The sequence below is a fragment of the Bacteroides sp. AF39-11AC genome (assembly GCF_003474285.1).
GTDB lineage: Bacteria > Bacteroidota > Bacteroidia > Bacteroidales > Bacteroidaceae > Bacteroides.
On the sequence record NZ_QROH01000003.1, the window covers coordinates 179214 to 200614 of the forward strand.

17 protein-coding genes and 1 riboswitch are annotated in these 21401 nt (G+C 42.0%); of the genes, 6 read left to right on the forward strand and 11 right to left on the reverse strand.

Features of this window, described 5'->3' with window-relative positions; translation table 11 throughout:
* Positions 1–426: 426 nt before the first annotated feature.
* The 4 genes from DW036_RS25470 to DW036_RS06425 form a co-directional block, all read right to left on the reverse strand.
* Positions 427–603: a hypothetical protein gene (locus DW036_RS25470; RefSeq protein ID WP_158585946.1), complete on the reverse strand. Its 177-nt coding sequence runs from the start codon at positions 601–603 to the stop codon at positions 427–429.
* Between the two features lie 39 nt (positions 604–642).
* Positions 643–2493 carry a SusD/RagB family nutrient-binding outer membrane lipoprotein gene (locus tag DW036_RS06415; RefSeq protein ID WP_118462223.1) on the reverse strand — a complete coding sequence of 617 codons (1851 nt, stop codon included), beginning with the start codon at positions 2491–2493 and terminating at the stop codon, positions 643–645.
* A gap of 34 nt (positions 2494–2527) precedes the next feature.
* A complete protein-coding gene (locus DW036_RS06420) occupies positions 2528–5659 on the reverse strand; it encodes a SusC/RagA family TonB-linked outer membrane protein (RefSeq protein ID WP_118462225.1) in 3132 nt (1043 codons plus the stop codon).
* 782 nt (positions 5660–6441) lie between these two features.
* Positions 6442–7644, reverse strand: coding sequence for a hypothetical protein (locus DW036_RS06425; RefSeq protein WP_118462227.1), 1203 nt, complete (start codon positions 7642–7644; stop codon positions 6442–6444).
* A 444-nt stretch (positions 7645–8088) separates the two neighbouring features.
* Here DW036_RS06425 and DW036_RS06435 point away from each other — a divergent pair, with 444 nt between their 5' ends.
* The 4 genes from DW036_RS06435 to DW036_RS06450 all read left to right on the forward strand — a co-directional run bounded on the left by DW036_RS06435 (position 8089) and on the right by DW036_RS06450 (position 11546).
* Positions 8089–8778 (forward strand): response regulator transcription factor, encoded by a 690-nt coding sequence (locus DW036_RS06435; RefSeq protein ID WP_118462230.1) that lies wholly within the window; start codon positions 8089–8091, stop codon positions 8776–8778.
* A complete protein-coding gene (locus tag DW036_RS06440; protein WP_118462232.1) occupies positions 8753–10537 on the forward strand; it encodes a cell wall metabolism sensor histidine kinase WalK in 1785 nt (594 codons plus the stop codon). Before DW036_RS06435 ends, DW036_RS06440 begins: the two co-directional genes overlap by 26 nt.
* Before the next feature lie 33 nt (positions 10538–10570).
* Positions 10571–10775, forward strand: a riboswitch (cobalamin riboswitch).
* A 228-nt stretch (positions 10776–11003) separates the two neighbouring features.
* Entirely contained in the window at positions 11004–11306 is a 303-nt protein-coding gene (locus DW036_RS06445) for a GNAT family N-acetyltransferase (RefSeq protein WP_118462234.1), read from the forward strand.
* Positions 11307–11315: 9 nt separating this feature from the next.
* Positions 11316–11546 carry a (4Fe-4S)-binding protein gene (locus tag DW036_RS06450; protein ID WP_007214486.1) on the forward strand — a complete coding sequence of 77 codons (231 nt, stop codon included), beginning with the start codon at positions 11316–11318 and terminating at the stop codon, positions 11544–11546.
* Positions 11547–11615: 69 nt separating this feature from the next.
* Here the strand turns inward: DW036_RS06450 and DW036_RS06455 are convergent, their stop codons facing one another.
* The 6 genes from DW036_RS06455 to mutY all read right to left on the reverse strand — a co-directional run bounded on the left by DW036_RS06455 (position 11616) and on the right by mutY (position 17616).
* Positions 11616–12989 carry a tryptophanase gene (locus tag DW036_RS06455; protein WP_118462236.1) on the reverse strand — a complete coding sequence of 458 codons (1374 nt, stop codon included), beginning with the start codon at positions 12987–12989 and terminating at the stop codon, positions 11616–11618.
* A 121-nt stretch (positions 12990–13110) separates the two neighbouring features.
* Positions 13111–14004: a M23 family metallopeptidase gene (locus DW036_RS06460; RefSeq protein ID WP_118462238.1), complete on the reverse strand. Its 894-nt coding sequence runs from the start codon at positions 14002–14004 to the stop codon at positions 13111–13113.
* 18 nt (positions 14005–14022) lie between these two features.
* Positions 14023–14655 carry a 4'-phosphopantetheinyl transferase superfamily protein gene (locus tag DW036_RS06465; protein WP_118462240.1) on the reverse strand — a complete coding sequence of 211 codons (633 nt, stop codon included), beginning with the start codon at positions 14653–14655 and terminating at the stop codon, positions 14023–14025.
* A 13-nt stretch (positions 14656–14668) separates the two neighbouring features.
* On the reverse strand, positions 14669–16015 hold the full coding sequence (locus tag DW036_RS06470) for a gliding motility-associated protein GldE (protein WP_118462242.1): 1347 nt from the start codon (positions 16013–16015) through the stop codon (positions 14669–14671).
* Positions 16016–16038: 23 nt separating this feature from the next.
* Positions 16039–16497 (reverse strand): single-stranded DNA-binding protein, encoded by a 459-nt coding sequence (locus tag DW036_RS06475; RefSeq protein ID WP_007214493.1) that lies wholly within the window; start codon positions 16495–16497, stop codon positions 16039–16041.
* Between the two features lie 78 nt (positions 16498–16575).
* On the reverse strand, positions 16576–17616 hold the full coding sequence (gene mutY / locus DW036_RS06480; protein WP_118462244.1) for an A/G-specific adenine glycosylase: 1041 nt from the start codon (positions 17614–17616) through the stop codon (positions 16576–16578).
* Between the two features lie 271 nt (positions 17617–17887).
* On the opposite strand from mutY, the gene DW036_RS06485 reads away from it, so the two are divergent.
* Positions 17888–18163, forward strand: a complete 276-nt coding sequence (locus tag DW036_RS06485; RefSeq protein WP_007214495.1) for an HU family DNA-binding protein — start codon at positions 17888–17890, stop codon at positions 18161–18163.
* A gap of 331 nt (positions 18164–18494) precedes the next feature.
* Positions 18495–20069, forward strand: a complete 1575-nt coding sequence (locus DW036_RS06490; protein ID WP_007214496.1) for an Rne/Rng family ribonuclease — start codon at positions 18495–18497, stop codon at positions 20067–20069.
* Between the two features lie 114 nt (positions 20070–20183).
* On the opposite strand, the gene DW036_RS06495 is transcribed toward DW036_RS06490, so the two are convergent.
* Positions 20184–21365 (reverse strand): iron-containing alcohol dehydrogenase, encoded by a 1182-nt coding sequence (locus DW036_RS06495; RefSeq protein ID WP_118462246.1) that lies wholly within the window; start codon positions 21363–21365, stop codon positions 20184–20186.
* Positions 21366–21401 lie beyond the last annotated feature (36 nt).

The following is a 21401-nucleotide window of genomic DNA, read 5'->3' on the forward strand; positions in this document are numbered from 1 at the left end:
CGTTTTCGAGCGCAAAGATAATGCAAATTGGATGCAGAATAAAGAGAACAAGTTCTTTTTTTATGCTGAGGTGCAGCTTATCTTCGCTTTGCGGCAAAGATAATCAATGAAATACATCAAGTCCCAATATTTTAAGATATTTAAAATAACATTCTATAAACAAAGGGATTTTATAGACCAATATAGTCAAAAACAGCCGATTCTCACGAACCAGCTGTTTCAATCATCATTTATGAATGAAGACCGTAAGAGTCTTCATTATATCGATTAGTATATCATTACACAAGTACTAGTTTTTCCTATTAAATTCCCGTACTCGTCATACACAGAACAAAAAACATTAGAAACTCCGGTATTTAATCCTGCATGGGGAGTCATGCTTATTTTATTTCTTTGTATGTCAATATCAAAAACATTCTGGGCTTTTTAAAATTCAGGATCAGAATTCCATTCGTATGTATAAGATACATTTTCAGGATATACTGCCAACGAGGCTGTTTCACCAGGGTGAACCAGAGCATTTCCTTCAAAATACACCACCTCGTTAGTTTGAGATGTCAATGGTAGTATGGCCATTAATATCGATATAAATACTGTCTTCATTATAGTTCTATTTTTAAATTCATCAAATACTACAGCATATTATTGTTGTTTAGAATCCCACCATACTTGCAATGTACAAATAACATTACTATTATACCATCCATCACCAAGTTCAGCCGCACCAGGAACTTCAGCGCCAATTGCAGAAAGATTCTTAGTATTGTAGGTCAGTTCAAACGAAGCCTGTTTCCAACGACGAGGATATTCACCTTCAGGACAGTAAGTAAAGCCAGCGGGAGTATTCCGGTAATAATAGGATTTATCCCAATTCATGAATACATCAGTATCGTAGTCATAACGGCGCATATCGTTCCAGTTCTCATTAGAAAAAGGCATTGCAAGCATTTTCTGAGTCAAAATCTTACCAATAGTAAGGTCATTAGCAGTTCCCAGACCATTGTTCAGGAAATCATCAATTTCCACTTGCTCAATATGGGTAAATGATGGACAAGAAGTCAAATTCGCATCTTCAGAAGTCCATACACCAATCTGATCATTAACAGCATCAATGCTTGCTTTTACGCCTTCCTTGTAAGCGGTGAATGCACCATCCCTGTTACCCTGGCGGAAAAGTACCTCGGCTTTAATGAAACAGGCCTCAGCATAAGAAGCCATAAACGTAGGACTTGTGGGACGAGCATAGAATACCCCACTGAGTGCGGAACGATCATAACTTTTATTGCGCCGGTAGAGAATATCAACACCACCCGCATATCCAGTTCCACCACAAGTAGTCCACACATAAATCGTATCGCCTTGACGAGACGGGCTGTCGCAATACCAAGTCTGAGTAGTAGCATTGAACGATAATGCATAAGGTCCCGACTGACTCAAAATATCGGTTTGCATATCAACGCCCATCGAACGACGCCACTTGCCGTCATCTGACCATTTGATATCAGCAGGAGTGGTAACACCCTTTTCAGAACGAGCCCAAGGAATAAATTTGTCAGCACGCGGATCTTCTACACCCCTACCGTCAAAGTTTGTCAAATTATCATAGTAACACTTAGTGATGTAAATATTACTATTCATGCCAATACAAGAATAAAGAGCTGAATAGTCCACCGGTTCATTCCATCCTAATACATCATGAGAAGGTGTATTGGTATCTGTGTGCCTGATGAGAGTGTTATCGGCATTACTTTGCTGAGCCTTAGCCAGACAGCTAAGAATCTCTTGGGCATCGTACTTACCTTCTTTGTAGCTACCACTTTCCTTTTTAATCAAATGATTCAGCCAACGGGCTTTGAGAAGATAGCACATTTTAAGCCACTTAGTTGCATCACCTCCATTCCAGCAGTCACCTTCAGCCAATGATACAGGAGTGATACCATTTACCACTTCTTGTTGCCTGGAAAATAAATCAATGGCCTCATCAATATCAGTAATACAACCGAGAAATATCGTTTTGCCATTATCATAAACAGGAGAAGGATTATCACCAAATGCGTCAGTATAAGGTATCTCACCAAATAAATCTGTAAGCATCATAAAACCATAAGCCCGGAAAAACTTGGCAGCTCCGGCATAATGATAAGCACCTGCCTCCATCGCTTGATTGTACAAGTCATTACAATTCACACCTACTTGAGTAAAGAACCATTGCTGTGCGTTTACTGCACGTGTTGAAGAGCCTAATTGCCATTTTGCAGCTCCCCCTTCACGTTCGTTGTTACGATAAAAATGACCGCAATAGAAACTTGAATTAGAAGCAACAATATGGTAGATATGGCTCATATAATATTGCATCCAAGGCATGCGCTGATGAAATTCAGCATCAGTAGATATAGGAGTATTCGGATTGGTGTTGACATCAAGCCAATCGGTACATGCAGAAAGAGAAATACAAACTGCCACTCCGAGGATTATTTTCTTATATAGTTTCATATTAGATTTGATTTTTCTTGTAGTTAAACAATATTTAGAAGGTCAGATTAACACCAAAGGAGAAACTTGCTGTTGAAGGAACACCACAATAGTCTATACCTACCGAAGATGAACCAACTGCACCTGAACCGGCCGCTGCAACTTCGGGGTCACCATCATAGTTGGTAAAGAGAAGAAGATTATTGGCGGTAGCTGTAATCGAAGCACGTTTAAGAACTTTTATCTTAGCAAGTAAAGCCTTTGGAAAATCGTATGAGAGTGAGATCGTACGCAGACGGAGCGCATTGACTTTCGTCATAAAATTTGCAGCTTCATAAGGATAAATATCCTGATAGTAATTGGCTATAATTGTTTTACCACTCGTTTCTTTACCATTGTAGATGTATGTTTTACCAGCCTCAAATGTATTAGTTACGAATTCGCCGGCTGTATTTACACCCGATACTTCAATCTTTTCACGATTAGCCGAAAGTTCGCTCACGCCCGCACCTGTCATAGCATATTGTGTTCCATTGTACACATGTCCTCCTACACGGAAATCCCACAGCATATTAAGTGAGAGTCCTTTATATGATATTGTATTATTCCAACCACCGGCAAACTTAGGTTCGCGATTACCAATTTCAAGATTTTTATTAGTATTTTTGTCAGGAAGACCATTCTTATCAAGCATAACGCGCCCCTGATCATCGCGCTTCCATTCGCTACCTGCAATTGCCATGAAGTTACCATCAGGAAACGATGCCGCTTTAGCATTGCCTACCTGCACATCGGTTACATAAAGAATTTCTACACCTTCCATCAAATTCTTGACAGTGCCACGGTTACCACTCACATTAAGCGTAGATTCCCAACTCCAGTCTTTGGTAAGAATCGGAGTACCACCAATGCTGAGCTCCATACCTTTATTATATACATCACCCGCATTTACTGAGCGCAGAATATAGCCTGTTGCATTAGATAAACGAGGTGACATTATTTGGTCATAAGAGTTATTAGTATAAAACGCATAGTCGAATTTCAAACGATTGTTGAAAAAGCGCAATTCAAGACCAATTTCTGTAGATTCAGTAATCTCAGGTTTCAATGCAGCATTGCCCGCTTGCCAGTAATTACTAACACCTGTAAAACCTCCAAGGAATGATTGGCTCGGCCACAATGCAGTGTCCAATGAATATGGGCTTGTATCTTTACCTACACGCGCCCAACTCGCACGAATTCTACCAAAAGATAACCAGTCTGATTTGGGAAGAAATTCCGTAAATACAACGCTACCACTTACAGATGGATAGAAATAAGAGCGATTTTCAACAGGCAGCGTAGAAGACCAGTCGTTACGGCCAGATACAGTCAGAAACAAAGTACTTTTCCAGTCTGCACGAAATTCACCGAACACACCTACAAGGCGTTTTTGAGAACGTGCACTTGAGAAATTACGATTCTCACTTGTAGCATTATCAAACGCATAAAAATTAGGAACCTCAAAATTCCAAGCCATCCGGTAATTAGACCACGTACGAGTATCATCGGTAGAAGTACCCAACATCAAATTAAAATTAAAGTTTCCGAATTGCTTAGCAAAGTTTGTCATCAAATTGGTAGAAAGATATTTGTAACGATAAGAATTTTCACTATACATGCCTTTTTGCCATTGTAGTTTATAAACACCACCAGCCCCAAGTGTATTTGAATTGTCAGTAGTATATGAGTCAATTCCCATGCGATAGCTAATCCACCACCAATCTGTAATATCAGCCTTGACATTGAAGTTACCAGTGAAACGCTCAGTATTATCTTTCATCTTATTCTTATTTAGAATCCAATAAGGATTAGTACGCTCATCAACCACATCAAGGCGATCGCCGAACATACGATATCGAGTACCATCTTCATTCAGATAATGGGTCATATCATCAGTGGGTGACCAACGGTATACGCTTGTCATTGTGCCCGAACCATCCGAACCATAAAGTCCTGCCGAAGTCAGAGTCTTATCGGTATTTGCCTGAGAATATGCCACATTTGCACCAAAAGTGAATATTTTCCACTTTTGCTCACCATTGAAACGGAATGTTGCTTTTTCATAACCCGTGGTTGGAATAATGCCATCTTGATTATAATAAGAACCCGAGAGATAAAAACTACTATTTTTAGAACCTCCAGCTACACTTACATTGGTATCCCAAGCACCGCCTTGTTGGAAGAAATCACCGATATTGTCATAAATGGGAGTACCATCCGTTATGGTCTCTCCCCAGGAGTTATAACTAAAGTCATTATAGGTCGTCCCGGTATATTTACCATCCGTATATTGGTCTTCAGCAAAACCTCTTTTATATCTATTCTGTACTTTAGGAAGATACTTAGCCCATTGGGTAATATATTTAGTGGAGAAATTTACCTCAACGGCACCTTCTTTTCCTTTTTTAGTAGTAATGATAACAACGCCCGCAGCAGCACGAGAACCATAAAGTGCGGCGGCAGCAGGACCTTTAAGGACTGACATATTCTCAATATCCTCCGGATTGATATCCATTACACGATTTGATTGCGTAGAAGACGTCGATGTACTACCATCAAAAGCAGAGTTACCAACCACTGTAGTAGAATTATCATAGATTACACCATCCACAACAAAAACCGGTTGATTATCACGTTCAAGCGAAGTACCGCCACGAAGGATGATTTGAGAACCTGAACCAGCAGCACCACCACTTTGCGTAATATTAACACCAGCAATCTTACCTGCCAAAGAGTTAATAGGGTTTACACTCTTATTTTTCATAAGTTCTTCTGCATTCACATCATCAATGGCATAACCTAAAGATTTTCTCTCTCTTTTAATACCCATTGCCGTTACAACAACTTCATTCAATGTTTGTGAATCATCCTGCATAGTCACTGCATAAGAAGAAGCATTTGTAACTTTAACCTCTACAGTTCTATAACCAACGAAAGATACTACTAATGTGTTACCCACTGAAACATCAACCGAAAAATCGCCATCAAGATTAGTCACAGCACCCGTACCGGTATCCTTTACCAATACGCTGGCACCAATGATCGGTTCACCTGTCGCATCTACGACCTTACCTGTGATTTTCTTTGCTTGTTGAGTACTTTGGGAACTTGGCGTAAGAAAATCATGCAGGAATATACTGGACACTTATTACTTATCACATTCTAAAAAGAATTTATTTATTTATTTTACTATTTACTTAATAGTCTGACATTTACTTTACAACACACGACAAATAAATAAATTCACCTATGAATTATATATTACCCAAAACAGATAATCTTATTTAATAGATTAATATTTCTTCGCCCTTTTAATTAATAATCTAACATTAATATTTCCCTTAATTAAGGGAAAACGATAGTCATATTTTCAGATATTATTCTTTAATTTCTACCATTCTCTATTTCCATTTTCAGAAATAATATATATAAAACATAAAATTCTCCATACATACAGTTATACGAATAATATCAAATAGACAGACAAACGATATCATATTACTAAATATAGTTACATATATCCTTATTTAAACATTAATATAATGCTAATATCAATATATTAAAATCAAATAAAGCTTCAAACGAGTCAATATATTATATATTGATACGATAATCTATAGTTTACTAAAGCATAAAAATAGATATTTTAATATTCACTTACATATTTTTAATACAACTCATTCGGTAAATATTAAATTTATTTATATATTTGCAAATAAATCCAAATTATAGAGCTTATGAAAAACAATTATTACTTATCATTAGTATTGCTTGCATTATTTGGGATATCTTCTCCATACTCAGCTAAAGCTTACAATGGAGGTTATGTGCCAAGTTCCCAAAGAACTTAACCTAATACTTTAAGAAACTCTTTGATGTATTTTTCGTCAACAGCTTTAAATTGCACATTCATTCAACAAGTTTTGCTTATTTTCCAATAGGCTGTATCTTCCTTCTCACATCCTTAGAAATCTCCAAAAACATGTAATTCAATTTCCCGGAATGTATTCCTTCTTCATTTTGCTTATACTTATTATTAGCGTATTGCTTAGACTTATCGAATGTTAGCCGTGACATTTGATTCTGTGATTTACCTACCATCGTTGAATCCAGCTTCTCATCCGGAAAGAAATCATCCAGATCCACATCTCCAATCATAGTAGTTTCAAGGAAGTTCATATTCTTGCGACCGGCATCCGTATAATACCCCACAAACATGTGTCCCGGAGTACGAACCAATATAGGTTCTATATTAATGGCACGAAGCAAGGAAGCAAACAGCACGCTACCATCCACACAGTTAATCTGCGAAGACTCCAGTGCATCATCGAACGTACGGACCCGCTGGGAAAAGACTACATTACTGGACAAACTGGTATTGGAAACGGAACTGTAACGGAAATTACGCTTTTGAAGCACATTCCATAAAGCATAGACTTGCTTGTCCACCACTTCAGCATTGCCACCCTGATAGCCCAAGAAACGATTGACAATGCGTGTATTCAGTGCTTCACGCAACAATTTGTCAATCATCGGATTCTCCTCATTAACGTATGCCGCAAAGAAAATTCCTGTATCATGAAACTTAGTCCCATTCGTAACATACCCCAACAAGCACTCATTAATGCTGCGGACAGAAAAAGTACGAACCCGCTGCCCCAAATCCTTATCATTCATTTCTACCTTTACAGCCACACTAACCGGTTCCGCCTGGTTATTATTCTTCAGCGCTTCGTAATTCCAGATAATATCGGGATAAATCGTATATTCCGTCCGTGGTTTAGCCAACACAAACTCTGATACGGAACGGGAAAAGAACGGAGTTTCAGAAACTTCAATACGTACCCTGCTATACGCCTTCCCCGAACGAATCCGGATAGAAATACAGGATTTAGAATTACCTACATATAAGGAATCAGCCGGAACTATGACTTGCGCATCCGTCGTCGCTACAGAAAGAATGCTGGAAGGAAAGATGTTGCCTCCCAACTCATCCGTTATCTCAAAACCGGAACGGAACGGAGCTGTATTCAGCCAAAAGGAACCTGCCACAACAATCACCAACAGACCCGTCAAGATAGAAATACGCCATTTATGACGCTGAAAATCAATACTTGCCAATTCCTTCATATTATTATATGTTTATCTTAAATACAAATTTACTGAAAAATCCTCGGATTTCTCACACTTCATGCCAGATTTAAAAGTCCGCTCCACATTTTGCTCCACATTTTTTTCTTGAGAGTCATTTTTAAGAATATTCTCCCCTCATTTCCTCTTCGCTGTATAATTGGTTCTTTCTCATAGCAAATTCGGTTTATTATCGTAAAATATATATTTCAACCGAATTTACCATATCTTCATTCCCTGCTATACAACTATCATTTTTTTGTTTCTTTGCATTGGATTGAATTTCTATTTTCATCCTGTAAAAGCAAAAATGTAACCAAATTGTAACACGTGTTTCACTTTCCCGTAACAAAAACACCGCACCTTTGTCGCTGAAAAGAAATAAAGTATAACTTTGTGGTAGGAGAATTTGTTTTGAATACCTCATATTAATTAGAAAAAGCAATGAACGATTATCGTATTTTAGTTGTAGACGATGAAGAGGACCTTTGCGAGATCCTGAAATTCAACCTTGAAAATGAAGGGTATGAAGTGGATATGGCCAACTCTGCCGAAGAGGCGTTGAAAATGGATATCGGTAGCTACAACCTGTTGCTGCTGGACGTGATGATGGGAGAAATATCCGGTTTCAAAATGGCCAGCTTACTGAAGAAAGATAAGCAGACCGCTCAGGTACCTATTATATTCATCACCGCCAAGGACACGGAAAATGATACGGTAACCGGTTTCAATCTGGGGGCCGATGACTACATCTCCAAACCTTTCTCGCTGCGTGAAGTCATTGCACGCGTCAAAGCTGTATTGCGCCGCACCCAACAAGGAGAACCCGAACGGGCACCTGAACAAATCAGCTACAAAACGTTAGTCATTGATATTGTGAAAAAGAAAGTAAGTATCGACGGGGAAGAAGCCCCTCTCACCAAAAAGGAATTTGAGATATTACTTTTACTCCTCCAGAGCAAAGGACGCGTATTCTCCCGCGAAGATATACTGGCACGGATATGGAGCGACGAGGTCTATGTACTGGACCGCACCATTGATGTGAATATCACCCGTTTGCGTAAGAAAATAGGTATTTATGGTAAATGCATCGTAACTCGCTTAGGATATGGATACTGCTTCGAAGCTGAATAATACCACACATTTCCTGTCGTTCAGCCGGAAGTTGTTTCTTTCGGTCATTTCACTGTTTCTGGTATTTGCCGGATGCTTCCTGGCATATCAATACCAGCGTGAAAAAGAATATAAGATAGATCTGCTGGATATACAGCTACAGGACTATAATGAACGGTTGCACCAGGAGCTTGCCCACATCCCGGACAGCTTATGGGATAGAACCTTGGAACAGTACCTGCAAAAGTACATCAAACAGGATCTACGTATTACGGTAGTTGATGTACAGGGTGACGTATTATATGACAGCTACGAAAATCAGAAGTTGGGCAATCATATCAATCGCCCGGAAGTGCAAAAGGCGCTGGCAGAAGGAAAAGGATATGACGTACGTCGTACTTCCGAAACAACGGGAGTGCCCTATTTCTATTCTGCCACACTCTATGAGGGCTACATCATACGTTCCGCCCTCCCCTATGACCTGAACCTTATACGACACCTTGCAGCAGACCAGCACTACATTTGGTTTACCGTCATCGTATCATTGCTATTAATATTCATCTTCTACAAATTCACCTCTAAACTGGGGACAGCCATCAATCAGCTACGTGAGTTTGCCAAACGTGCCGATAAGAATGAACCTGTGGAAACAGATATGCAATCCGCCTTTCCGCACAACGAACTGGGAGAGATTTCGCAACATATCATCCAGATATACAAGCGATTGCGAGAAACAAAAGAGGCGCTATACATTGAACGGGAGAAACTGATCACCCACTTACAAACCTCGCATGAAGGATTGGGCGTATTCAATAAAGACAAGAAAGAAATCCTGGTCAACAACCTGTTCACACAGTACAGCAACCTGATTTCGGACTCCAACCTGCAAACAACGGAGGAAATATTCTCCATCAATGAGTTCCAGAAAATCACGGATTTCATCAACAAGACTCCCAAGCGTCCGGGAAAGGAAGAAAAGCGTATGTCTATCAACATCAATAAGAATGGACGTATGTTTATTGTGGAATGCATCATATTCCAGGACTTAAGCTTCGAGATATCCATCAACGACGTCACCCAGGAAGAAGAGCAGATCCGCCTGAAACGCCAGCTGACGCAGAACATCGCACATGAACTGAAGACCCCGGTCAGCAGCATACAGGGATATCTGGAAACCATCGTCAACAATGAAAACATTTCCCGGGAGAAGATGCAGACATTCCTGGAGCGATGCTACGCCCAAAGCAACCGGTTGAGCCGACTGCTACGCGACATCTCCGTATTAACGCGTATGGACGAAGCCGCCAACATGATCGACATGGAGAAAGTAGACATCAGTCTGCTGGTAGGCAATATTATAAACGAGGTAGCCCTGGAACTGGAAGAAAAGCATATCACCGTAGTCAACTCCCTAAAGCCGAAGATACAACTACGGGGAAACTACTCCCTGCTATACTCCATTTTCCGCAACCTGATGGACAATGCCATTGCCTATGCAGGCACGGATATATGTATCAACATCAGCTGTTTCCGCGAGGACGAGAATTTCTACTATTTCAGTTTTGCCGATACCGGCGTAGGTGTCTCTCCCGAACATCTGAACCGCTTATTCGAACGCTTCTACCGGGTAGATAAAGGACGTTCACGCAAACTGGGTGGCACAGGATTGGGATTGGCTATCGTAAAGAACTCGGTAATCATCCATGGAGGTACCATTTCGGCCAAGAACAACCAGGGTGGCGGATTGGAATTCGTATTCACACTGGCAAAGGAAAAATAATCACTTATCACTAACCACTAATCACTTTTTTCCTTATCTTTGCAATGCATTGGTTTACTGTCTTTGTTCGGAGACGGTAATTAAAAGGGAATCAGGTGCAAATCCTGAACAGTCCCGCTGCTGTAAGTTTCATGATAGGTTGCAGGCAAACTACCAATAGCCACTGGAAGTCCGCTTCCGGGAAGGCGCCTGGCAACAGAAACAAGTCAGAAGACCTGCCATGCACTGTTTTTATCACTGCTTTCGAGGAAAAAGCGTTGAGTCTAATGAAACGGGCAAATCGTCCCATCATTTCATTCATCCACTCTGCTTCAAAGAAAGTAAGGAACAATAAACTCTGCCAAGTTTATTTGAATGGTGTCCGGTCGAAGGGATTTCGCCCGGACATTTTATTCTGTAGCTTTCCCAAAACAAATTTTATTATCCGTATGTTATAACATACAGTAAACGATTAATACGAAGAGTTATGGAAGCAGATTATGAACTGATCGACAATGAAGAACGTCACCAATATGAGTTCCATGTCGAGAAATATACTCCAAAGATTGAGTACATGAAATCAACGAATGGAGAGATTTACCTGACACACACCGAAGTGCCCACTCAACTGGGTGGTAAAGGCATCGGCAGCCAGTTAGTAGAAAAAACATTAAAAGATATAGAAAAACAAGGACTTAGATTAGTACCTCTCTGCCCGTTTGTAGCGGGATACATTCACAAACATCCTGAATGGAAAAGAATTGTAATGAAAGGTATTCACATTCAATAATAAACAGTTATGAATATAAAGAAAGAATATACGAACGGGGAAGTGACCATTATCTGGCAACCCGGACTGTGCCAACATGCAGGCATTTGTACCAAGACCCTTCCGAATGTGTATCATCCGAAAGAAAAACCGTGGATAACGGCTGAAAACGCAACGACGGAAGAATTGATTGCTCAAATCAAGAAATGCCCGTCGGGAGCATTAAGTTACAGAATGAATAACGAGAAAGAAGATAAATAAAAGAAATGAGGTTACCCCTTCAACCTATGAACCCGGGCAACCTCATTGATATTATGAAAAAGAAAGTGATTATGTACGTTCCAATTGAACAGTGAAATGACGCATCAGGGGAGCCTCCCAAGCAATGCGGACTCCATTTGTAATGCTTTCACGACGGTCAAAAACATTTTTCAGCGCCACCGCTATCACATTCATGTGATTATCCGTATAGACGCGGCGGGGAATAGCCAGGCGCAATAAATCCAATCCGGTAAAACGGTTCTCACGGGTAACCGGATCACGGTCCGCCAGGATATAGCCGATTTCACATCCTCTGATACCAGCTTCAAGATATAGCTCAACCGTTAGAGTCTGTGCCGGAAATTCATTCTTCGGTACATGCGTCAGCACCTTCGTTGCATCCACAAAAATGGCATGTCCGCCTGCAGGACGCTGATAAGGAATACCATATTCATCCAACTTCTTTGCCAGATATTCCACCTGCCGGATGCGGGTTTCCAGATTATCAAATTCCGTATTCTCATCCAGCCCTGTGGCAAGTGCATTCATGTCACGACCATTCATACCACCGTAAGTAAGATACCCTTCATATTGCACGCAAAAGCCTTTGGCACCTTCGTACCAATCTTTTTTTCGTGTAGCAATAAAGCCTCCCATATTGACGATACCGTCTTTCTTGGCGCTCATAGTCATACCGTCAGCCAGATCAAACATTTCTTTAGTAATTTCCTTTATCGTTTTACCACTGTAGCCCTCTTCACGCATTTTGATGAAGTAAGCGTTTTCTGCGAAACGCGCGGAGTCAAACAATACAGGTTTATTATACTTATCCGCAAGAGCACGGACTTCACGAAGGTTCTGCATGGATACGGGCTGTCCGCCGGCCGTGTTGTTCGTAATGGTAACGATGATAAACGGTATACGGTCACCATGCTCCTGCAACGCTTTTTCCAGTTTCACTGGATCTACATTGCCTTTAAAAGGTATTTCCAACTGGGTATTTTTCGCTTCATCAATAGTACAATCCAAAGCAATGGCCTTCCGGCCCTCAATATGCCCCTTTGTGGTATCAAAGTGAGAGTTGCCCGGAACGATATCCCCCTCGTGCACCAGATAGGAGAAAAGGACATTCTCGGCAGCACGCCCCTGGTGGGTGGGAATGACATATTCAAAACCAGTCAGACGAGTGATTACTTCTTTCAAGTTGAAGAAAGAGGAGGCACCCGCATAACTTTCGTCGCCCAGCATCATCGCCGCCCATTGGCGATCGCTCATTGCTCCCGTACCGGAGTCGGTAATCAAATCGATATATACTTGTTCGGATTTCAGCTGGAACACATTGTAATGGGCTTCTTTCAGCCATTGTTCACGTTCCCGGCGGGTACTCTTCCGAATGGGCTCCACCATTTTAATTTTCCAAGACTCTGCAAAAGGTAATTCCATAGTGCTTGCTTATTATTTTGACATTTAGTTAACAAAAAGACCCATATAAATTATTCAACGGGTCGAATATAAGCATTTAAATAGAAACAAACAAGCATTTTACTATCTTTTTGTCAACGATTCATTCCTTTGACAGAAATTTCTTCTTCTCTTTTTTATTCATCTCCTGTATGACAATTGCGGTAGGATGCCAAGACTTATACATCACCCGCTCTTCAGGTTTGCCTGTTTCCTCGGGAGAAAGACAAAAATCAGGTACATACGAGTAATCCGGCTGATCGGGACAATAAATACTAAAACGTAAGTGGGAACCCTGCTTGTAGTTTTCCCCGCCAATGATGCCAAGCGGCTGTCCCGGAATCACCTTTTCACCCGGAGAGACAAAGATCCCTCCATTCTGAAATAATTTGTAACGGGCAAAAGTCCCGTCCTTATGGAAAACCTCCAGATAATTTTCCGTCGAATGAAACGATGTATTTTCGGAAGTGGAAGCGGAGTTATCAACAACTTCCGTCACGAGTCCGCCACGGGCAGCAAAAATTGTATCTCCGACAGTCGTGGAAAAGCCGAGACCTGTAACACGTTTCTCCCCTTCCTTCCCAAGGAATTTCTCTAAAGACACCATCTTATTCACACGGACTACCTTCCCTTGTGCCAGAGGGAAGAGATACACAAAACTGGTATCCGTCTTCAAGCGGTTATTTCCCTTTTTATAGGTATAACGATATGAGAATCCAATCGAAACATTTTCCGTAGTCGGACGCAAAGTCAGCAGACGTGTTTTGCCATAATGGATAACGGCATCATAAATCTCTCCTTCAGAAGAGGTAGTATTACTCAACCGGGAAAAAGTCATAGATACCGTATAAGGCGTGTGCGACTGAGTTTCGGCATAGAAAGTCACTTCCTCCTTGGCAGACCGTTCATAGCTGACCGTAACAGTTTTATCCGACTGTGCATAAACCAGCACAGGCAAGCAGAGAAGAAGAATACAGAAATAGCGTTGTAGTTTCATAGTATCATGTTTTTAAAATTAATCGACTTGCCAGGTCAGCACAAAGTCCGGATGCAACATATAGCGAATTTCAAATTTACGCTGTTCCGGCGTTCTGTACTCTTCAGCTGAGAAGGCTCCTTTTTCAGTAACCGTAAAAGGAAAAATACGCAGATGCTCCCGGAAATCAACCTCCGGTGTATTCATACATTTAAACATCACTTCTTTGGCCGACCAATGAAGCAACAAAGCCCAGGTATCGGTCCCCTGATACGAAGACAGAGGTTCATCAGTACGCATATACTTATGCGCCACCTTATGTACCCGTTCACCGTATTGTTCTATATCAATGCCCACTTCCTTACCGGCTTCACCGATAATCACCGATACATACCCACGTGTATGAGAAATACTGATAGATGCAGATTTATCTGCCAGATACGGCTTTCCGCTGGGATAGTAAGCAACTTCCTTTTCCTCTCCCAATAGAGTGAACAGCAATACACGAACCGACAGCCACTCCAGACGGCGATGTTCAGCAGAGAAACGTTGCAACCCCTCCAGGTATGTTTCCTGTTGTGGAAGCATGCTCAGCAGTTCATCCAGTGTTTCGTCCATCTTCCAGACTCCCCACTTATATGAAGGATACGTATGTTGTATGAAAAGAGACATATTATTTTATAAATCAATCTTTCTTATCGGAATCCGACGGAGGAGTATTGATGGTGAACTTCACTTTAAGAATACGGCGGTTATCCATCTCCAGGACTTCAAATTCATAGTGATCGTAGGTAACCTTTTCATGCAGGGAAGGAAATTCACCTTTCAGTTCTAGCAGTAATCCTGCAAGCGTATCAGAATCACCCGCTACTTCATCAAAGACTTCCTCGTCCACCTTCGTAATCTTATAAAAGTCCGTCAACTGAGTTTTGGCTTCAAACACCCACGTATGATCGTTCAGCACTGCATACGTACGTTCTTCATCATCATATTCGTCGTGAATCTCCCCTACTATCTCTTCGATGATATCCTCCATTGTCACAATTCCCGAAGTACCGCCGAATTCATCAACCACAATAGCTATATGAATCTTATTGGCCTGAAAATCACGCAACAAATCATCAATCATCTTGGTTTCCGGAACAAAATAGGCCGGACGTATCAGTGACTGCCAACGGAAATCCACCTTATTCAAATGAGGCAGCAGGTCCTTGATATATAAGATACCCTTAATATTATCCCGGTTATCGGAATAAATAGGAATACGGGAATAAGCATTTTCGATGATACATTGCAATACATCCTTGAAAGGCGTGCGGATATCCAGATCGACTACGTCCAGACGGGAAGTCATCACCTCCTTCGCCGTTTCACCGCCAAAACGAATGATACCCTCCAGAATATTATTCTCTTCCTTCAGCTCCGCCTTATCCGTCAGCTCAAGGGCGTGAGAAAGCTCGTCTACCGAGATATTATGGTTTTTGCGGGCAAAATGCTTGTTCAGGAATGAAGTGGAACGCACCAGCATGGAAGCTACCGGATAAAAGAGGGAACGAAACATCCAGATACCCGGGGCGGAGAAACGGCAGAAAGCCAACGTCTTCTGGGCTGAATAAATCTTCGGCATGATTTCACCGAAAAGAAGCAGCAGGAAGGTCAGGATGACGGTCAGTATCAGAAATTCCGCAATAGGAGAATGAAACTCAAACACGCTCATGAAGAAGAAGTTGCAGAGCACGATGATGGTTACATTCACAAAATTATTCGTTATCAGAATGGTTGCCAGCAACCTTTCCGTGTCATCCAGTAGTTTGCGAATTTTCTCGTCCGAGGGGTGTTTCTTCTCGTCAATGGCGTTCAGGTCGGATGGAGAAAGAGAGAAAAAGGCTATTTCTGAAGCTGAGGCAAAGCCGGATACGAACAACAGCAAGCCTGCCAACACAATGGCGATGATTGCCGAAATAGTAGGGCTATGTACGGATATACCATTAAAAACATTTGCCAACTGGCATAAATAAGCGTCTGGGTCCAAAGATCTTGGTTTTAGTTAAACAATTAGAACGGTAAATCGTCCGTTGTATTATCTTGTGCAGGGGTTGCCTGCGATTGCGCCATAGGTTGTGCAGGAGCACCTTGTGACATACCCGGTTGCGGAGCGGCAGCACCCGGTGCAGCAGTTCCTCTGGGGCTCAGCATTTCCATAGAGTCCACAAAGATTTCCGTAACATAGCGCTTTGCGCCGGTCTGATCATCGTATGAACGGGTACGTATTTTGCCTTCCACATAAAGTTTATCCCCTTTATGCACATATTTTTCGGCTGTTTCTGCCAGTCCGCGCCAAAGTACCAGATTGTGCCATTCCGTCCTTTCGGGTACCTGCGTACCGTTAGCCAATGTGTATGCACGGTCTGTAGTAGCCAAAGGCAAAGAAGCCACAGCGATACCGGAATCAAGGTATCTTACTTCAGGGTCCCTACCTACATTTCCAATCAATATTACTTTATTTACTGACATAAGCCTTTTTTCTTTTTATTTGAATTTGCTGCCAAAATTAAACAGAATAATCACACAATGCAAGAGTTAGCGCAACTTTTATAGATATTTCTCCAGAAAGGCATGCACCAGGCGAGAGACCGCATACTGCTCCAAATCCTCTGTTTTCACCCGCTGGAAGGCAGAAAAAGAAGTGGAATTTTCCGGTAAAACAACTTCATAGAAATTGGCATAAATCACCCTGTGAGAGAGCACATGCTTCACATTTCCACTGATTAAACGCAATCCCGAAACCTCCCCGTCTGCAAAAAGCACACGTACCTGGGGCAATTCACGAAACTCTTCTTCCGTCACAGGCGCTTCCGTTTCTATCAGCGGAAATTCGAAAAGATTTTTCCAGATATCATCCTCCGTCCGCTTATGTAAGTAGGTACACGCGCCCACACGTACATATATATAATTGAAATAACGATTGGTGGTTTTCGTCTTATGCTGCTTTACGGGCAACTTCGTTATCGTACCCTCCTTCAAGGCCGAGCAGCTGTCAACCAAAGGGCAAAACAGGCAATTCGGTGATTGCGGCGTACATTGTATGGCACCGAAATCCATTATCGCCTGATTGTAGACAGCAGGCTGCGATTTATCCATCATCTCATCTGCCAAAGCAGCAAACAATTTCTTGCCTTCCGTACTGTCCACCGGCGTATCGATGCCGAAATAGCGCGAAAGCACACGATAGACATTCCCGTCCACCACTGCATAAGGCATACCGTAGGCGGATGAGCAAATAGCCGCAGCAGTATAGTCCCCTACCCCCTTCAACGCACGCACCCCTTCATAAGTAACCGGAAAAACACCATTCATACTTTTTGCCGCCGCATGCAGATTACGTGCACGGGAATAATACCCCAGTCCCTGCCAGCATTTCATCACCTCATCTTCCGGTGCTTCAGCCAAGGCTGTCACATTAGGAAAACGATGGATAAAACGCAAAAAATAATCATAACCCTGCGCTACCCGGGTCTGTTGCAGTATAATCTCTGAAATCCATATAATATAAGGGTCGGTGGTATTCCGCCAAGGCAATTCACGCTTGTTTTCGGCATACCAGGCTATCAATTTCTCACTAAATATATTCATCTCTATTACAGATAGTTATAAAAGTCTAAAAAGGGCAACGTCTTTCGCCTTGGATGGCTAACTTCTTCACAATTTATGGCTACATCCCTAATATAAAAGCGTGTAGCCCTTCCTACAGCACAAAAATAGTTCTTTTTCCCCCAACAAACCTTAATCAAAAGACTTTTTTAGAAAATTGTCCAGAATATATTTTTTAGAGAGCGTAAAAAGCTATATATTTGCAGTCCAAAAAATTAGGAAACTATAGTAATAATATTTTTTTTAAAGAAAAATGACTAAAGCTGATATTGTAAACGAAATTACAAAGAACACCGGGATTGACAAAGTAACAGTGCTTACTACGGTTGAAGCGTTCATGGACACAGTAAAGGCATCTTTATCAAAAGATGAAAATGTTTACCTCCGCGGGTTTGGTAGCTTCGTAGTGAAGAAAAGAGCACAGAAAACTGCTCGTAACATCTCAAAGAATACTACGATTATCATTCCGGAACACAACATTCCGGCATTTAAGCCTGCAAAAACATTCACCATCTCCGTGAAGAAATAATAAACAAGAGTATTAACCCATTAAATTATTGAAGCTATGCCTAGCGGAAAGAAGAAAAAAAGACATAAAATGTCTACGCACAAGCGTAAAAAAAGACTAAGAAAGAACAGACATAAAAGCAAAAAGTAATTTTTAGTCTGAAGGACAGAAATAAAGAACAAACTTGTGAAGCTATTTGTCTCGCGAGTTTGTTCTTTGTTTAAGTAACAAATTGTAGTCGGCAAGGTGACAAGGAAAAAGAAGATAAGGAAGATAGTCGCAATACACTTCCTCTTATAAACTCGTCAACTTAGAACCTCGTCAACTTTAGAACCTAAAAAGCAAAAAAATTGTGACAAGTGAACTCGTTGTAGACGTACAGCCCAAAGAGGTCTCCATCGCCCTGCTCGAAGACAAGAGCCTGGTGGAACTTCAAAGCGAAGGAAGAAACCTTTCTTTCTCGGTGGGCAACATGTATTTAGGACGAATCAAGAAATTGATGCCCGGCCTGAATGCCTGCTTCGTGGACGTGGGTTACGAGAAAGATGCTTTTCTTCATTATCTGGACTTAGGTCCTCAATTTAACTCGTTAGAGAAGTACGTAAAGCAAACTTTAAGCGATAAAAAGAAACTACCGCAAATCACCAAGGCAACCATACTTCCCGATCTTGAAAAAGACGGCACCGTAGCCAATACACTCAAGGTGGGACAAGAAGTAGTGGTGCAAATTGTCAAGGAGCCTATCTCTACCAAGGGTCCGCGCCTGACTTCCGAAATCTCATTTGCCGGAAGATATCTGGTGCTGATACCTTTCAACGACAAGGTTTCCGTATCACAAAAAATTAAATCGAGCGAAGAACGAGCCCGCCTCAAGCAATTGCTGATGAGCATCAAACCGAAGAATTTCGGAGTGATCGTCCGCACCGTTGCCGAAGGAAAACGCGTAGCCGAACTCGACGGAGAGCTTAAAGTTTTATTAAAGCACTGGGAAGATGCTGTCACCAAAATACAGAAAGCTACCAAATTCCCGACATTGATTTACGAAGAAACCAGCCGCGCCGTAGGCTTATTGCGCGACTTGTTCAATCCTTCTTTCGAGAACATCCACGTCAACGACGAAGCCGTGTTCCACGAAATCAAGGATTACGTAACTCTTATCGCCCCTGACCGGGCAGGAATCGTAAAACTGTATAAAGGACAACTCCCCATTTACGACAATTTTGGTATCACCAAGCAGATCAAGTCTTCGTTTGGCAAGACGGTTTCATACAAGAGTGGTGCCTACCTGATTATTGAGCATACTGAGGCGCTTCACGTAGTAGACGTGAACAGCGGTAACCGCACCAAGAATGCCAACGGGCAGGAGGCCAACGCACTCGAAGTGAATCTGGGAGCTGCCGACGAACTGGCTCGCCAGCTGCGACTGAGAGATATGGGTGGTATCATTGTGGTGGACTTCATTGATATGAACGAAGCCGAAAACAGACAAAAGCTTTACGAACGTATGTGTGCCAACATGCAGAAAGACAGGGCAAGACATAACATCCTACCGCTCAGCAAATTTGGACTGATGCAGATTACCCGCCAGCGTGTGCGCCCGGCAATGGATGTCAATACCACAGAAATCTGTCCCACCTGTTTCGGAAAAGGCACCATCAAGTCCTCTATCCTCTTTACGGACACTTTAGAGAGTAAAATTGACTACTTAGTCAACAAACTGAAGATTAAGAAATTCTCGTTACACATCCACCCGTATATTGCTGCTTACATCAACCAGGGACTTGTTTCCCTGAAACGGAAATGGCAGATGAAATACGGATTTGGTATCAAGATTATTCCAAGCCAGAAACTCGCGTTCCTGGAATATGTATTCTACGACCCGCAAGGGGAAGAGATTGACATGAAGGAAGAATTCGAAATTAAATAAGAAAGACGGCGAAGTAAATCAGAAACTTCGCCGTCTTTTTTGTTTTTCCCGCCAACTTTTCAAAATCAATGGCCGATATCTAAAAGAAACTCACCATTTATATAGAAGCGACCATCACTCCCCTGCACATGCAAGGTGATAAATCTCTTTACTGTCCTGCTTTGTCAGCTTCACATAGTTCCCTACCAACTCTCCTTTATTGCGGTGCAGACTATCCGCCAGACGGTCAATATCAGGATTTTCAACACCCAGTTCTTTAAATGTCACAGGCAGACCAAGAGAGCTAAAGAAAGCTTTCAGCTTACCAATACCTTCCAAAGCAACCGCTTTCTTATCTTCTGATTCAGGAACGCCCCATACACGAACGGCATATTGGGCAATCTTTCCTACATTATACTCTACCATCCACGTCATCCAGGCAGGGAAGATAACAGATAACCCGGCACCATGGGTAACACCATAAATAGCGCTGATTTCATGCTCCAGGAAGTGCGAAGCCCAATCTTCCTCACAACCTACGCCACAGGTACCATTATGCGCAATCATGCCCGCCCACATCAAGTTGGCACGCGCACCGTAATCTTCAGGATTTCTCATTACCTTGGGAGCTTCATTGATGATAGCCATTAAAGTGCCTTCACAAAGACGATCTCCAATTTCCACCTCCTGAGTGTTCGTAAAATAACGCTCCATGATATGAGCCATCATATCAGCCACACCACAGGCTGTCTGAAAGGGCGGCAAAGTATAAGTAAGTTCCGGATTCATAATAGAGAATATCGGACGCAAAACTTCCGGTACACGCAGGCTGAGTTTCTGCAAACCGTCCAGTTTCGTTATAACCGTATTACCGGAACCTTCACTTCCGGCAGCAGGAATAGTCAGCACAACAGCTACTTTCAGCGCTTTAGTCACTTTAGCCTTTCCGATATAGAAATCCCAGAAGTCACCTTCATAAAGCACACCTGCCGCTATGGCTTTGGCTGTATCAATGACAGAACCACCACCCACAGGCAACAGCATATCAGCCTGTTCACGGCGGCAGAATTCAATGCCTTCATACACTTTTGTATCCACCGGATTCGGCTGCACGCCACCCATCAAACAATATTCAATCCCTGCTTCCTGCAAGGACTGCTTCACCCTATCCAGCAAACCACTCCGCACGACAGAGCCACCGCCGTACACAATCATCACTTTCTGCGCACCATGCTTCCGCGCCAGTGCACCGACTTGCATTTCCGTATCCTTACCGAATACAAATTCGGTAGGACTGTAAAAGACGAAATTATTCATAATTTATTATATTATTATATGCGAAATACCGGCATA